This is a genomic window from Tissierella sp., assembly GCF_031460495.1.
GTDB lineage: Bacteria > Bacillota > Clostridia > Tissierellales > Tissierellaceae > JAVKTS01.
Genome location: NZ_JAVKTS010000002.1, coordinates 90,321 through 104,619, shown reverse-complemented (window position 1 = coordinate 104,619; position 14,299 = coordinate 90,321). Strand labels below are relative to the sequence as shown.

The window sequence follows — 14,299 nt, the reverse complement described above, 5'->3', positions numbered from 1 at the left end:
GCTTATCTTATAGTCACATATTTCCATTTGTTGGTTCTAAATCTAATTGAAATAAATATCCATCTAATACCTTGATCTATTAATATAGAAAGCCATGCTCCTTGAAGTCCCATACCCATCTTTATTACAAAAATATATGCAAATATTAACCTAATTACTAAAATTCCTATAAAAGTAGATATAAGAGTCCATACCGTATCTCCTGCTCCTCTTAATCCACCTGAAATAATCAGCTGTGAACATTGAAATGGTTGAATAAATGCTATTAGCTTTAGTACTCCTCCCGCTTGGGCTACTACTTCTTTATTGTTTGTATATAGGGATGCTATAAAAGATCCAAAGAAGAAAAACATAACCGCCATACCCGTTGCAATCAGAGAACCTATTTTCATACACATTTTAATATAGGCTTCTGCTTTATCAGGTTCTTCTTCACCTAAACTTCGTCCAGTCAAAGTAGATGCAGATATTCCAAAGGCTTGTCCTGGTGTAAATGAAAGACTAAGTATACTAATACAAATCTGATGTGTTGCATAGGCTATAGTACCCAATGAAGCAATTATCTTTGTAAATATAAGTAAGCCTGCTCTCATTGCAATTTGCTCTAGTGAAGCTGGTAATCCAATCTTAACTAAATTGTAGATAATATCTTTATCAAACTTAAATTTCTTTTTTAACTTTATATGAACTAAGTTTTTTTCATCTAATACAACCCTAAGTAATAAAATACTTGCTACTACTTGAGATAATGATGTGGATATTCCTGCTCCTAATACACCTAATGCAGGAAAACCAAATAGACCATATATCAGAACAGCATTACCAACAACATTTAATAAGTTGGCTGTAATATTGATTTTCATAGGTGTCTTAGTATCACCTGAACCTCTTAATGAAGCAAACATTGAGAAATTAAAAGCTTGAAAAACAAATCCCATGGCAACTACTCTAAAGTAACCACTACCTATTAGTATAGTATCTTTATGGGCACCAAAAAACTTCATAGCAGAGTTTGTCATTCCCAATCCTATATACAATATAGGTATTACTAAAAGTATCTGAGTCAATATGGTAACATGTTTAACTACGGATTCAATCCTATCTTCTCGTTTTGCTCCTATGTACCTTGCTACCATAGTTGTGGCTCCAATATTAAGAGATTGCACCAAAGATAGTCCTATAAACACTAATTGGTTAGTTACCCCTACTGCAGCAATAGATGCAGCAGTCGTAGCAGCATCTCCTGATCTACCAAGCATCATCATATCTATCATACCAAAGAGAGTACCCATTAGAAGTTCTATAAATACAGGGCTAGCTATCTTAACTATTTCGGATTTTAGATGCTTTTTGTTGAGACTAGATTCCATTTTGATTCCACCTTGACTTTCATTAATTATTTTGCCTAATATCTTGAAAATTAATTCGGCACTCTAAATATTATATCATAAATCTTCTATAAAATAAACTCCCCAAAGGAGAGTTTATTTTATATTTATAATATTTATTTTTATTAGTTTTTTGCTTTTATATATTTATCCATAGCTTTAGCTGCATCTTTACCTGCACCCATAGCTAATATTACTGTAGCTGCACCTGTTACTGCATCTCCACCAGCAAATACGCCTTCTCTTGAAGTTTGTCCATTTTCATCAGCCACTATACATAGATGATTATTTACATCCAATCCATCAGTAGTTGATGAAATTAGTGGATTTGGTGATGTACCTAGTGACATAATAACAGTATCTACTTCAAACTCAAATTCTGATCCTGCTATTTCTCTAGGTCTTCTTCTACCTGATGCATCTGGCTCACCTAATTCCATTCTTACACATTTAAGACCTTTTACCCAACCGTTTCCATCTCCAATTACTTCAATTGGATTTGTAAGTAGTTCAAAAATAATTCCTTCTTCTTTTGCGTGGTGAACTTCTTCTACCCTTGCCGGTAGTTCAGCTTCTGTTCTTCTATAAACTACATATACTTCTGCTCCAAGTCTTTTAGCAGTTCTTGCAGCATCCATAGCTACGTTTCCACCACCCACTACAGCAACTTTTTTACCAACTTTAATAGGTGTTTCATATTCTTGTTTGAAAGCTTTCATTAGATTGTTTCTAGTTAAAAATTCATTAGCAGAGAATACACCATTAAGGTTTTCTCCTGGAATATTCATAAACTTAGGAAGTCCAGCTCCTGAACCTATGAATATAGCTTCGTAACCTTCTTCAAATATTTCATCTACAGTTATAGTCCTACCTACTATAACATTAGTTTCAATTTTTACTCCTAGTTTTTTCAGGTTATTTATCTCATGCTTTACTACTTTTTCTTTTGGAAGTCTGAACTCTGGAATACCATAAACCAATACTCCACCTGGTTCATGTAAAGCTTCAAAAATAGTTACATCATAGCCTTCCTTAGCTAATTCTCCTGCACATGTAACTCCAGCAGGACCTGAACCAATAATAGCTACTTTATGACCATTGCTAGGTTTAGTTTTTCCAACTTCAACATTATTTTCTCTAGCCCAGTCAGCTGCAAATCTTTCCAATTTACCTATTGCAACTGCATCTCCCTTGTTTCCTAAGATACAAGTTTTTTCACATTGACTTTCTTGTGGACATACTCTACCACAAACAGCTGGAAGCGCTGAATATTCTGCTAAAACTTGTGCTGCTTCTCCAAAATTACCTTCTGCTATATGTTTAATAAATCCTGGTATATCTATAGATACTGGACATCCTGGTCTACAAAGAGGGTTTTTACATTGTAAACATCTCTTTGCTTCCATAACAGCTTCTTCTTCAGTATAACCAAGACATACTTCTTCAAAATTATGATTTCTTACTTGTGGATCTTGCTCCGCAATAGGAGTTCTAGTGAATCTATCCATTAGTTACTTCCCTCCTCTATTTTGCATTCATAAGCTTCATCTTTTTTTGCTTCTTCAGGCTTATATTGTGTTTGTCTCTTTAGAGCTTCATCAAAATCAACTATATGACCATCAAACTCTGGACCATGTACACAAGCAAATTTAGTTTCTCCACCTACTGTAACTCTACATGCTCCACACATGCCTGTCCCATCAACCATTATAGGATTAAGAGATACTACTGTAGGGATATTTAAAGTTTTTGTAGTTAATGCAACGAATTTCATCATTATCATAGGTCCAATGGCAATACATACATCATATTCTTTTCCTTGGTTGTTTACTAATTCTTCTATATACTTAGTAACCATTCCGTGGAATCCATAGGAACCATCATCTGTACAAACATATAGATTGCCAGAAGCTGATTTTAGCTTTTCTTCTAAGATAACTAAATCCTTATTTTTTGCACCTATAATAACATCTGCATCAACACCATGCTCTTTTAACCATTTAACTTGAGGATATACAGGTGCTGTACCAACTCCACCAGCTACAAATAGTATTCTTTTTTTCTTTAACTCTTCTAAATCTTCTTCAACAAATTCTGAAGGCATTCCTAAAGGTCCAACAAAATCCTTTACATATTCACCTTCTTCTAGTTTAGCAAGTTTTTTTGTAGAACTACCCATGGATTGAACAACTATTTGTACCGTTCCTTTTTCCTTATCATAATCACAGATTGTTAGAGGTACTCTTTCTCCTGTTTCGTCAGCAATTACAATAACAAATTGCCCAGGTTTTGCAGAATTAGCTACTCTTGGTGCCAAAATATCCATTGAAAAAATATTTGGAGCCAGGATTTGTTTTTCAACAATTTTATACAATTGCATTTCCTCCTTATAATAAAATAATTATTTAGTTAATTGGTACCATATAGAAAATAATATACATTAACATCACTAAAATTCTAACATAACAAAATATTTAATTCAACCTTTAATGACAATTAATTGTCATGGATATTTATTTAACAGAATTGATTCTGTTTATTACTTCTGTTTCAATAATTTCTATTTTTTCAGTAGCTATTTTATTATTTTTATCCTTAGTATAAATATATAATTTTATCTTAGGCTCAGTTCCCGATGGCCTTATGGCATACCAAGATCCATCGTCTAAATAGTATTTTAATACATTTGATATTGGATTTCCTGTTTCATCAAGTAAATAGTCTACAGTATTTAGTAAATTCATTTGACCTAAGGATTTAATAGGGCTCCTTCTAAGGTCTTCCATTATATTTCCAATTCTCTTACTCCCGTCTAGCCCTTCTAATACTATAGAAATTAACTTTTCTTTATAATATCCATGTTCTTTGTAGAGATCTTCTAATACATCTATTAATGTTTTTCCTTCTCTCTTATAGAAAGCAGCCATCTCAGCTATAAACATAGATGTATTTACTCCATCTTTGTCTCTAACTATAGTGCCATAGACATATCCTATGCTTTCCTCATATCCAAAAATAAAGGTATGCTCTTTGGTAATTTGAAATTCATTTGCCTTCCCACAAATATGTTTAAATCCAGTTAAAGTTTCTATAGTTTCTACTTTGTGTTTTTTAGCTATAGCTTTACTTAAGTCTCCTGTTACTATGGACTTCACTATTGCTCCATTAGTGGGTATGTCCCCTATTCTTTGTCTTTGGGATAATATATAATTTACAAGCAAAGCACCTGTTTGATTTCCATTTATAAAGCTAAATTCTCCATTAGCATCCTTCACCATCATTGCAACTCTGTCACAGTCTGGATCAGTAGCTATGATAATATCTGCATTTTCCTTTTCTCCTAATCTTTTAGCATAATCAAAGGCTTTTATATCTTCAGGATTTGGATAACCTACAGTAGTAAAATCTCCATCTGGGTTTTCTTGTTCAGCTACTACAATTACATTAGTAAATCCTCTTTCTTTTAATATCCTTCTTACAGGAATATTACCAGTACCATTTAATGGAGTATAAATTATCTTTATGTTTTTATCTATGTTGTCATTTAGAGATAAGTTCAGAAGTTCTTTATCATACGCCTCATCAATTTCTTTACCTATATATTGGATAAATCCTTTATCTATAGATTCATCTAAATCCATGAGCTTTATTTCTGAATAATCTTTAATAGAGTCAATTTCACCTAATATTTCATCTGCTATTTCATCTAATATCTGTGAACCTTCTTGCCAATAAACCTTGTACCCATTATAATCTCGTGGATTGTGGCTAGCAGTGACTACTATTCCTGAAATGGTTTTCAATTTTCTAACTGTATATGATAATAGAGGTGTTGGCCTTATCCCATCAAAAAGATAGACCTTTATTCCATTAGCTGCTAAAACTCTAGCAGCAATCTCAGCAAATTTATCTGAATAATGTCTTACATCGTAAGCAATAGCCACACCCTTATTCATGGCATCTTGCCCCTTTTTCACGATGGTCTGTGCTAATCCTTGTGTAGCCAAGGATACAGTATATCTATTCATCCTATTTGTTCCAGCACCAATCTTACCTCTTAATCCAGCTGTACCAAAGGATAGGTTAGTATGAAATCTATCCTCTATCTCTTTTTCATCTGTGATACTACTAAGCTCTAGTTTAGTATCAGCATCAAAATATTCGCTTTCCAACCAAAGATTATACTTATCTTTATAATTCATAAATTCACCCCAATTTAAATATTCTTTATCTATTGATACCATTTTATTAGTTATTTACCCATTTGTCCATAGCTAGATAAGGTTAAAATAAATATTAAGGACATAGAAACATCTAATGATGATTTCCATGTCCTGTAATCTCTCTTTATTTAAATTAATTGTTTGCTCCACAACATTTTTTGTATTTTTTGCCACTTCCACATGGACAAGGATCATTTCTACCTATTTTTTCTCCCTTTATAACTGTTCCCGAAAGTCTCTCTTCTTTTTCAATTTCTTTTCTTTTTTCTACAGTTAATATATTATCCCATTGTGGTAAATTGTATAACCAATCTGCTTTAGCTCCATGCATGTTATAATATAGTTTTTCAGTGTCTATAGTGAAATTTAATTCAGTGTTTTCTTCCATTTCTTCTAGATTGATTGCTTCTGTAAGGCTTGTATTAATGCCATCTAAAAATCCAGTAAAATGCAATATGTCTGTATTAAAATGATTTGCTAAGTCAGACATTTTTCCTTTAATGGCTTCACCTGGGTTATCTAGGATTTCACTATATATTCTCTTTTCAATATCAAAGTATTCTTGCCAAAACTTCTCTTGATTTTCTTCCCCTTCAATTTCATATGCTTCTTCTCTCCAAGTTTCTAACAGACTCATACCTTATCTCCTTTGTTATATAATTTTCATACTAAAAATATATCAAATAATAACATTTATTGCAACACTGAATATTAGAGACTAGCTAATGGCTAGTCTCTAATATTAAATGTTAATTAAATTAGTTCTTTTATTACTTCCATAGCTTTATCATAGTCAGGATGAGTCTTTATTTCCTTTACATATTCTACATGTCTAACTATATTATCTTTATCAATAACTACTATTCCCCTAGCAAGAAGTCTAAGCTCCTCCATTACAAAACCATAGTTCATTCCGAAAGACAAATCCCTATGATCAGATAATGTAACAACTTTATCTATACTATTTGCAGAACAGAACCTTTGTTGAGCAAAAGGTAAGTCAACTGACAAAGTTAAAATAGTTACATCACCTAACTCTGTAGCAGTTTCATTAAAGTTTATAGTTTGTAGCTCACATATTCCTGTATCTAAAGATGGCACTACTGATATTACCTTTACTCCTTTGCCTGCGTCTTTTAAAGAATATGGGGACATATCATTTTTTAGTGCTGTAAAGTCTGGTGCTATATCTCCTACTTTTACTTCCTTACCTATTAATGTCACTGGATTTCCACCCATAGTAACTAAATCTTTTCTTTTTTCCATTATTTATATCTCCCTTCATAAATTCATATATTATCTTATAGATGAATTTACCCCTAAAAGGGCAGAATCAATCAAATAATAGTTAATCAATATTGCTTCTCCATTCTTTAAGGAGATATTCTCTAGAATTTTCTCTAATGACTGGATCATTTTCTATAATTTCTCTTGCTTCATCAATACTGTCTACTTTATAAATAACCAACCCTCCGCTATGATCTGTAAAAGGTCCTTTTGCATAAATTTTCCCTATATCAATATACTTTTGAAGATAAGCCTTATGCTCGTCTAATACCTCTGCATCCTTCCTAGGGTCAATAGTCTTTAATATGGCAGCATATAATATCATTTTGTCCTCCTTAAAATATAATAGGCCATCATTGGCATAGTATATTATACCATATTTTAGCTTTAATCTTCTTCATTTTCATATACTGTATACTCTGTTACTTCTATATTGTCATCATCTTTCGTGTTTTCAAATATTTCTGCCTCTTCATCTTTATTATTATTATTGTCTATATTCTTCCATTTTTTATATAGATTTAACTCCTCAGATATTTTTTTAATTACATATGCAATAACTGCTAAATCATCAACAAAACCCCCTATAATAAAATCTGGTATTAAATCTAATGGGTTAACTAGATATAATAAGGATATTATTACCATGACAACAGAAGATCTATTTAAGTCCCTATACTCCCCTTTCATCCAATCTCTAATTAATTCTATAAGTATTTTTAAATCATCCCAAATCTCCATAATTTGTTTATTTCCTTCTGCCTTTTGTCTAGCTGATTCTAAAAGATTCTTTAGTCTAGCATTATCAAAGGAAATTGCATTGGCTTTACCCTCTAACTTTCTAAAAATTGCATTAAAATCTATTTTCATATACACCCTCCAATAAATAGTATTATTAATTAATATACCCAATATTAATTATACTATATTATAAACTTCATAAAATAGTTTATTTATTATTCAATATGAAAAGAAGCTAGAGTAGCAACTGATACTCTAAGCTTCCTTTCATTATACTAACAATGGCTGAATTTGTTTTCCTTTGAGTGCCTCTAGAATAGTAGGCACTATCATGTCATAATGAGCAATTAGTGAGGTGGATTTTTTAATTGCATCATCTTGGCCAAATGGCACAAAATATACATTTTTCTTATCCAATAATACAGCTATGTTCTTTGCATTAGCTCCAAGTCCATCATTTGTAGATATAGCGACTACTGCTGGTTTCTTGTTCCTTAAATGTGCTTTCCAAGCCATAGTCACTGGTGTATCCGTGATTGCATTTGCTAATTTTGCAAGTGTATTTCCTGTACAAGGTGCTATAACAATTATATCAAGGTATGCCTTTGGACCAATTGATTCTGCATCTTGTATTGTTGATATGATTTCCTTCCCTGTTACTGTCTTTATTTTCTCTTTCCATTCTTCTGCAGTACCAAATCTAGTATCAAAATTATATGCATTATAAGACATTATTGGATAAACATCTGCTCCTTCATCAACTAGTCTTTGCATTTCTATTAATATAGTTTCAAAGGTACAAAATGAACCTGTAACTGCAATACCAACCTTTACCCCATCTAACAACATAATTACCCCTCCAATTCTCCTACGATATTATAAATTGTCTCTTTCATAACTTTTGCAGCAGTAATAGGCGCTACCTTTCCAGGTAACCCTAATGCCCAAATAGTCTTTATCTCCAATTCCTCAGCTTTTTTAAAATCAATGCCTCCAGGTATAGATGCTAGGTCGACAATTAAGGATTCCTTCTTCATTTTTACTAATAAATTTTCTCCTAAAACCATGGTAGGAATAGTGTTAAAAACTACATCCATATTGTGAATATAGTCATTTATTGAATCTAAATGTATTGGTATATAACCATAGCTACTAATCCATGCTAAATCTGTATGATTTCTTGCCTCAACAAAGACATTAGAACCAATTCCATGAAGCATTTTAGCAAGTATTTTTCCTATCCTTCCAAATCCTAAGATCATAATATTAGAACCATGAAGAGTAATATCTATATTTTCCATTGCAACCTGAATCGCCCCTTCTGCAGTGGGTATTGCATTTAGTACTGCCATCTCTTCTCTTTCAAGTAAATCTATAGTAGAAATATTATAGATTCCTGCAATATCTGATATTTTTTCAGTAATTTTTCCACCAATAAATATTTGATTGCTTTCCATTAAACTAAAAACTTCCTCTAATAGTATTTCTTCTAGGTTAAATGGAGTATTTAATATTATATTATCCTTTGAACAAGGTAATGGCCCTATGATTGTTTCTGATTCTTTAATAGCTAAATTCATATCATCTATATGATTTAATGAAGTATCCTCTAATTTATTAAAGCCGAATACTTTAATATCATGACCATCTTCCCAGAGCATTTTTGCCAACCCAATACTTCTTTTATCTCCACCTATTACAGCAATTTTCATTACTTTCCCTCCTATACTCTAAAAATATTTAGAGACTAATACATATTATGTACTTCAAAGTATTAAGTGCTTGTATTTCTAATGCTAATGAATAATCTTGATAATTAGCATATCTGAGGGCAAAAAAATAACATCACAGTAATAGAATAAACTTATCTATTATTGTGATGCTTCTATGAATGACTATTTATCAAACTTAACGCTAAATTCACCATCTATCTTATCTACTACAACTGAAAAATTACCCTTTTCTAATAGTTCATCTGGAACCTTAATTTCCTTCTTGGTTAAATTATATAAAAGTTTCTCTATAGTCTCCACTGACTTAGATTCTGCAGTATCAACTTGAGCAGAAAGGATTCTCTCCTTCGTCGGATTAATCATTACATCTAGTCCTTTACCAGAAAGCTTTAATCCATCTTCTGTTATTACATTTTCTTTTAGATAAGTAATATCCGAAGAAATATTGGATGATAGCTCTTTTAATGACATCTCAGTAATTGGAGTGTCCTTATATTTAAGTTCACTAATTTTTATTTTTGTTGTCTCCACTGCTTCATCTACCTTTTTACTTGTTTCTAGATTTAACATGCCCAATGAATTTAGTATTAAAATTATAATTATTACTAATACTGCAAGTTTAACTAATTTAATAATTGTCATCAACTCCTCTTGAGTTACTTTAATTCAAAATATATTATATCAAAATTGTAGAATTAAATCCATTTTTTAAAGCTATTAGTCTTAAATAGTATAAAAATAATAATATAAGATAAAATATACATAGGTGGTGAGTTTTTTGTTGAGAGTTCAAAGATATGTTAATGATATACAAAAAATAATAAATAAAACTGAAGTTTATGGAAGAGAATTAGGTATTGTAGGTAAATATTTAAAAATAAATATTAAAAGTAATATTAGAAATTACCTGGATATGGTACAAGATAGAAGAGAATTTAGTAGAGAAGAACTGATTATAATCATACGAGAATTTAAGGAATATCTGGATTATAGTTTACTAGATGAATATTGTAATAGTGTAGAATCATTAGTAAATATGAGAAATGATAGTAGCGATGAAGACATTATAAATATTCAGGATAACAATTGGACTTGACACTCATATACTTTAACTCTTTCTTCTAATGGTTTTTATTCTTTTTCTCCTAGATCAGATGTTAGTTGACAAAATTAATTATCAACTATAATATAAATATATACTATGGTAAGTAGGAGGTAAGTAAATAGATGGAAAGACAATATGTGTCTATTATTGGTGGTGCCAATATTGATATTATAGGTACACCTTATTATAAATTAAACCCAAATGATTCAAATCCAGGTAAATCTGCATTGGCATTAGGTGGAGTTGCTAGAAATATTGCTGAAAATCTTAGTAGAATGGGAGTTAATATAGAATTTATCACTGTATTAGGTGCCGATGGTTATTCTAATGAAATACAAAGCAGTTGTCAGGATCTAAATATTAGCTTAAAACATTCTCTAATTATGCCTGATGAGAGAACCTCTACTTATCTTTGCATCAATAATGAACTAGGAGAAATGCAATTGGCTATTTCTGATATGGAGATTTATAAATATATCACCCCAGATTATTTGGAAAAAAAACTAGAAATAATTAATGGTGGAGCAGCATGTGTACTAGATACTAATATTCCTCAAGAATCACTGGAGTATATAATGGATAATTCAAATGTACCTATATTTCTTGATACGGTTTCTACTAAAAAAACCGAGAAAATTAAAGACTCTATTCGTAATATTCATACTTTAAAACCTAATATTATAGAAGCAGAAATCTTATCTAATATGAAAATTCACACCACAGAAGATTTAGAAAAGGCAACTGATTTTATTCTAAAAAAAGGTATTGAAAGGCTGTTTGTTTCCTTAGGGGAAAAAGGTGTATATTATACAGATGGAGTAAAAAGGGGCAGTATTCCACCTATTTCTACAGAAGTGATAAATACTACAGGGGCTGGAGATAGTTATATAGCAGCTTTAGTTTGGGCATATTTAAAGGATTTTAATATAGAAAAATCAGCAAAAGCCGGATTAGCTGCATCTTCTATTTGCATACAATCAAATATGACTGTATCAGAGCATATGTCTGCTGAAAAGATAATAAATTTAATCAAATAGAATTTTAAAACATATAATTATATTTTAAAATATCATAAAAAAAAAGAGTTAATAATTTGGAATTATTAACTCTTTTTTTATCTTTTATTTTTTATTATCCACGAACTGTTTTCATAGCTTTAGTCCAAGGAATCAATTGATCAAGTTGTTCATTTACACTCTTATCCTTACCTTCACCTGGTTTAAATACACTCATATCCTCAAAATCAGTGAATAAAGAGAACATAACCTGTTGACGAATATCAGCCATTTGAAGCTCTCCCGCAACCAATCTTAAATGTTCTACTGCTCTAACTCCCATTGCACTACCATAGCTTACAAATGCAACTGCCTTATTATTCCATTCAAGTGCTAAATAATCTATAGCATTTTTAAGTGCAGCAGATGGAGCGTGGTTATATTCTGGAGTTACCATTACAAATCCATCAAATTCAGCTATTTTAGCAGCCCATTTTTTAGTGTGTTCCTTAGCATATTGATTCCATCCTGCTGGAAGTTCTTCATCTAACAATGGCAAGTTATAATCAGCAATATCTATAAGCTCAAATTCAGCATCTGTTCTCTTCTTTGCTACTTCATAGTACCATTTTGAAACTTGTTCAGCATTTCTACCTGGTCTTGTACTTCCTATAATTATACCTATCTTTAACATTTTACTACCTCCTATATGGTTATGATTAATTACTTTATTACTATTAATAAGTTGCTTCTAATAATATTATACCCTCGAATATATACACTAAACATAATTTGAAAAACTTTTTCCTAATGCAATATGTCTTAAATCTATATAATATTATTATTTATATACTTTTACTCTTTCTTCTATAGGACTAAAGTCTTTTTCACCTGGCTCAGATACTGCTTTACCAAATGGCATCTGTGATCTTAATTGCCAGCTATCTGGTATATTCCATTCTTTTTTAACATCTTCCTCTATAAGCTCGTTATAGTGTTGTAATGATGCTCCATATCCCTCTAGTTCTAGTGCAAGCCAAACATTGTATTGGTTCATTCCAGATGATTCTAATGACCATATTGGAAAATTATCTTTGTAAGAAGGGAATTGTTCTTGTAGACTTTTTACTATACTTGTATCTTCAAAGAATAAAACTGTACCGTATCCAGCTTCAAAAGTCTTAAGCTTTCCTTCTGTAGTAGGAAACTGTTCAGGTGACAATTTTTGTCTCATTATTTCTGTTGTAATATCCCATAGTTTTGTATGATTTTTGCCAAGTAACAATACTACTCTAGCTGTTTGTGAATTAAAAGCTGATGGCGTATGTTTCACTACATCTTCTATTAATTCTTGTAATTTTTCATCTGATATGACATTTTCCTTACTAATTCCATAATATGATCTTCTTTCTTTTAATCCTTCATAAAAATTTTTTGTCATTTTTTCTTCCTCCAATTAATTTTCTTTTTTCATTTCTATTATTAAGACATGAGATAGGTCATTTGCTTTTATTATTATGTCCTCTTCAACAATTTCCAATGCATCTCGGTCTTTTAATATATTTCCATCTATCTGTGTACTTCCTTCTATTTGTACTAAATAAGCTTGGCGACCTTCATCTACTTTAAACTCTATTTCTTTATCCTTATCTAATTCTAATACATATATATTTGCATCTTGATATATTTTTATAGGTGCGTTTCCTTCAACACTTGATACTATTTGAAGCCATTTATTCTTTCTGTCTTCCCATTTGAATCTATAGTCACCATAGCTTGGTTTAAGCCCTTTTTCACTTGGTAATATCCATATCTGTAAAAACCTTAAAGTGTCTTCACCAAAATTATGTTCACTATGATAAATTCCAGTTCCTGCACTCATATACTGCACATGGCCTCTTCCTATAGCATTTTTATTTCCCATACTATCACCGTGAGTAAGTTCTCCATCCACTACATAAGATATTATCTCCATATCCTTATGAGGGTGAGTATCAAATCCAGTATTAGCTTTTAATAAATCATCATTTATTACTCTTAATACACCAAAGTTCATATTATCTGGATTATAGTAGTTTGAAAACGAAAAATGAAAAAGGCTTTTTAACCAACCTAAATCTGATTTACCCATATCTTTGCTTTCTAGTCTTCTTAACATTTATTATCCTCCTAATCGATTACTATTATTTATTTTGTTCGCATTGATTACTTAGTTACTATTTGTTACTTTGTATATTTATATTATTACATAACTTAATTTATATGTCAAGTAAAACTTTAAAATATTTATTTATATATAAAAAACCCTCTAAATTTAAGTTCAGAGGATTTTCCATATACTTTTTTATATTGTTTTATATCCATTTCTCTGCCCATTTTTGTATCTCATCCATAGCTACGCTAAGTTCTTTTCCTTTCTCAGTAAGTTCATATTCGATTCTTACAGGGGTTTCAGGATATACATTACGAATAACGATTTCTTGATGCTCCAATTCTTTAAATCTTTCTGTTAGCATTCTTGCGCTCATATTGGGTATAGCTGCTGATATATCACTAAAGCGTTTCTCTCCACTTAGCAGCGTTCTTATAATTAATCCTGTCCATCTCTTCCCCAATAACTCAAAAGCATCTTCAAATTTTGGACATAAATGATATTTTTCCATATTAATCACCACCTAATTGTATTATATCATAGTTAGTATAATAAAGTAAGTACCTTATTATATATAATTGAATTTTCTTATAATCAGGCTTACATATTTCATTGTATTTATTAGATTTATTTAATTATTATTAGTATATAATTTATTGACAAAGTTAAATACTA

At 30.9% G+C, this 14,299-nt stretch carries 17 protein-coding genes; 2 read left to right on the top strand and 15 right to left on the bottom strand.

Translation table 11 applies throughout. The features are described 5' to 3' along the window. Window positions 1–2 precede the first annotated feature (2 nt). From RIN63_RS04265 to RIN63_RS04215, 11 genes are all read right to left on the bottom strand, one after another. Window positions 3–1,370, bottom strand: coding sequence for an MATE family efflux transporter (locus RIN63_RS04265; protein ID WP_310443439.1), 1,368 nt, complete (start codon window positions 1,368–1,370; stop codon window positions 3–5). 143 nt (window positions 1,371–1,513) lie between these two features. Then, window positions 1,514–2,896 carry an NADPH-dependent glutamate synthase gene (gene gltA / locus RIN63_RS04260; RefSeq protein ID WP_310443438.1) on the bottom strand — a complete coding sequence of 461 codons (1,383 nt, stop codon included), beginning with the start codon at window positions 2,894–2,896 and terminating at the stop codon, window positions 1,514–1,516. Continuing rightward, window positions 2,896–3,762, bottom strand: coding sequence for a sulfide/dihydroorotate dehydrogenase-like FAD/NAD-binding protein (locus RIN63_RS04255; RefSeq protein WP_310443437.1), 867 nt, complete (start codon window positions 3,760–3,762; stop codon window positions 2,896–2,898). The genes gltA and RIN63_RS04255 overlap by 1 nt, the downstream gene beginning before the upstream one ends. Window positions 3,763–3,901: 139 nt before the next feature. After that, the gene (locus RIN63_RS04250) at window positions 3,902–5,590 is read right to left on the bottom strand and encodes a phospho-sugar mutase (protein WP_310443436.1); all 1,689 of its coding nucleotides are present in this window, start codon (window positions 5,588–5,590) and stop codon (window positions 3,902–3,904) included. A 154-nt stretch (window positions 5,591–5,744) separates the two neighbouring features. Then, window positions 5,745–6,248: an SEC-C metal-binding domain-containing protein gene (locus RIN63_RS04245; protein WP_310443435.1), complete on the bottom strand. Its 504-nt coding sequence runs from the start codon at window positions 6,246–6,248 to the stop codon at window positions 5,745–5,747. Between the two features lie 116 nt (window positions 6,249–6,364). After that, entirely contained in the window at window positions 6,365–6,877 is a 513-nt protein-coding gene (gene tpx, locus RIN63_RS04240; protein ID WP_310443434.1) for a thiol peroxidase, read from the bottom strand. Between the two features lie 82 nt (window positions 6,878–6,959). Beyond that, window positions 6,960–7,223: a YciI family protein gene (locus RIN63_RS04235; protein WP_310443433.1), complete on the bottom strand. Its 264-nt coding sequence runs from the start codon at window positions 7,221–7,223 to the stop codon at window positions 6,960–6,962. A 62-nt stretch (window positions 7,224–7,285) separates the two neighbouring features. Continuing rightward, complete coding sequence (locus RIN63_RS04230; RefSeq protein WP_310443432.1) at window positions 7,286–7,768, bottom strand: DUF1232 domain-containing protein; 483 nt, start codon at window positions 7,766–7,768, stop codon at window positions 7,286–7,288. A 141-nt stretch (window positions 7,769–7,909) separates the two neighbouring features. Next, window positions 7,910–8,488 (bottom strand): dipicolinate synthase subunit B, encoded by a 579-nt coding sequence (locus tag RIN63_RS04225; RefSeq protein WP_310443431.1) that lies wholly within the window; start codon window positions 8,486–8,488, stop codon window positions 7,910–7,912. A gap of 2 nt (window positions 8,489–8,490) precedes the next feature. After that, window positions 8,491–9,351: a dipicolinate synthase subunit DpsA gene (gene dpsA, locus RIN63_RS04220; RefSeq protein ID WP_310443430.1), complete on the bottom strand. Its 861-nt coding sequence runs from the start codon at window positions 9,349–9,351 to the stop codon at window positions 8,491–8,493. Between the two features lie 183 nt (window positions 9,352–9,534). Further along, entirely contained in the window at window positions 9,535–10,014 is a 480-nt protein-coding gene (locus RIN63_RS04215) for a hypothetical protein (protein WP_310443429.1), read from the bottom strand. A 136-nt stretch (window positions 10,015–10,150) separates the two neighbouring features. Here RIN63_RS04215 and RIN63_RS04210 point away from each other — a divergent pair, with 136 nt between their 5' ends. After that, window positions 10,151–10,468: a hypothetical protein gene (locus tag RIN63_RS04210; RefSeq protein ID WP_310443428.1), complete on the top strand. Its 318-nt coding sequence runs from the start codon at window positions 10,151–10,153 to the stop codon at window positions 10,466–10,468. A 131-nt stretch (window positions 10,469–10,599) separates the two neighbouring features. Next, window positions 10,600–11,514, top strand: a complete 915-nt coding sequence (locus RIN63_RS04205; protein ID WP_310443427.1) for a PfkB family carbohydrate kinase — start codon at window positions 10,600–10,602, stop codon at window positions 11,512–11,514. Between the two features lie 94 nt (window positions 11,515–11,608). Here the strand turns inward: RIN63_RS04205 and RIN63_RS04200 are convergent, their stop codons facing one another. The 4 genes from RIN63_RS04200 to RIN63_RS04185 form a co-directional block, all read right to left on the bottom strand. Continuing rightward, window positions 11,609–12,166 (bottom strand): NAD(P)H-dependent oxidoreductase, encoded by a 558-nt coding sequence (locus RIN63_RS04200; RefSeq protein WP_310443426.1) that lies wholly within the window; start codon window positions 12,164–12,166, stop codon window positions 11,609–11,611. A 147-nt stretch (window positions 12,167–12,313) separates the two neighbouring features. Further along, window positions 12,314–12,913, bottom strand: coding sequence for a nitroreductase family protein (locus tag RIN63_RS04195; RefSeq protein WP_310443425.1), 600 nt, complete (start codon window positions 12,911–12,913; stop codon window positions 12,314–12,316). Window positions 12,914–12,928: 15 nt separating this feature from the next. Beyond that, on the bottom strand, window positions 12,929–13,630 hold the full coding sequence (locus RIN63_RS04190) for a pirin family protein (protein WP_310443424.1): 702 nt from the start codon (window positions 13,628–13,630) through the stop codon (window positions 12,929–12,931). Between the two features lie 196 nt (window positions 13,631–13,826). Continuing rightward, a complete protein-coding gene (locus RIN63_RS04185) occupies window positions 13,827–14,135 on the bottom strand; it encodes a helix-turn-helix domain-containing protein (RefSeq protein ID WP_310443423.1) in 309 nt (102 codons plus the stop codon). Window positions 14,136–14,299: the final 164 nt, after the last annotated feature.

What these genes read in the sequence shown, in the direction of transcription:
- RIN63_RS04205 (WP_310443427.1), top strand. Translation starts at nt 10,600, where the DNA reads ATGGAAAGACAATATGTGTCTATTATTGGTGGTGCCAATATTGATATT.
- RIN63_RS04195 (WP_310443425.1), bottom strand. Translation starts at nt 12,913, where the DNA reads ATGACAAAAAATTTTTATGAAGGATTAAAAGAAAGAAGATCATATTAT.
- RIN63_RS04250 (WP_310443436.1), bottom strand. Translation starts at nt 5,590, where the DNA reads ATGAATTATAAAGATAAGTATAATCTTTGGTTGGAAAGCGAATATTTT.
- RIN63_RS04215 (WP_310443429.1), bottom strand. Translation starts at nt 10,014, where the DNA reads ATGACAATTATTAAATTAGTTAAACTTGCAGTATTAGTAATAATTATA.
- RIN63_RS04225 (WP_310443431.1), bottom strand. Translation starts at nt 8,488, where the DNA reads ATGTTGTTAGATGGGGTAAAGGTTGGTATTGCAGTTACAGGTTCATTT.
- RIN63_RS04200 (WP_310443426.1), bottom strand. Translation starts at nt 12,166, where the DNA reads ATGTTAAAGATAGGTATAATTATAGGAAGTACAAGACCAGGTAGAAAT.
- RIN63_RS04230 (WP_310443432.1), bottom strand. Translation starts at nt 7,768, where the DNA reads ATGAAAATAGATTTTAATGCAATTTTTAGAAAGTTAGAGGGTAAAGCC.
- RIN63_RS04185 (WP_310443423.1), bottom strand. Translation starts at nt 14,135, where the DNA reads ATGGAAAAATATCATTTATGTCCAAAATTTGAAGATGCTTTTGAGTTA.
- RIN63_RS04245 (WP_310443435.1), bottom strand. Translation starts at nt 6,248, where the DNA reads ATGAGTCTGTTAGAAACTTGGAGAGAAGAAGCATATGAAATTGAAGGG.
- gltA (WP_310443438.1), bottom strand. Translation starts at nt 2,896, where the DNA reads ATGGATAGATTCACTAGAACTCCTATTGCGGAGCAAGATCCACAAGTA.
- RIN63_RS04190 (WP_310443424.1), bottom strand. Translation starts at nt 13,630, where the DNA reads ATGTTAAGAAGACTAGAAAGCAAAGATATGGGTAAATCAGATTTAGGT.
- dpsA (WP_310443430.1), bottom strand. Translation starts at nt 9,351, where the DNA reads ATGAAAATTGCTGTAATAGGTGGAGATAAAAGAAGTATTGGGTTGGCA.
- tpx (WP_310443434.1), bottom strand. Translation starts at nt 6,877, where the DNA reads ATGGAAAAAAGAAAAGATTTAGTTACTATGGGTGGAAATCCAGTGACA.
- RIN63_RS04235 (WP_310443433.1), bottom strand. Translation starts at nt 7,223, where the DNA reads ATGATATTATATGCTGCCATATTAAAGACTATTGACCCTAGGAAGGAT.
- RIN63_RS04265 (WP_310443439.1), bottom strand. Translation starts at nt 1,370, where the DNA reads ATGGAATCTAGTCTCAACAAAAAGCATCTAAAATCCGAAATAGTTAAG.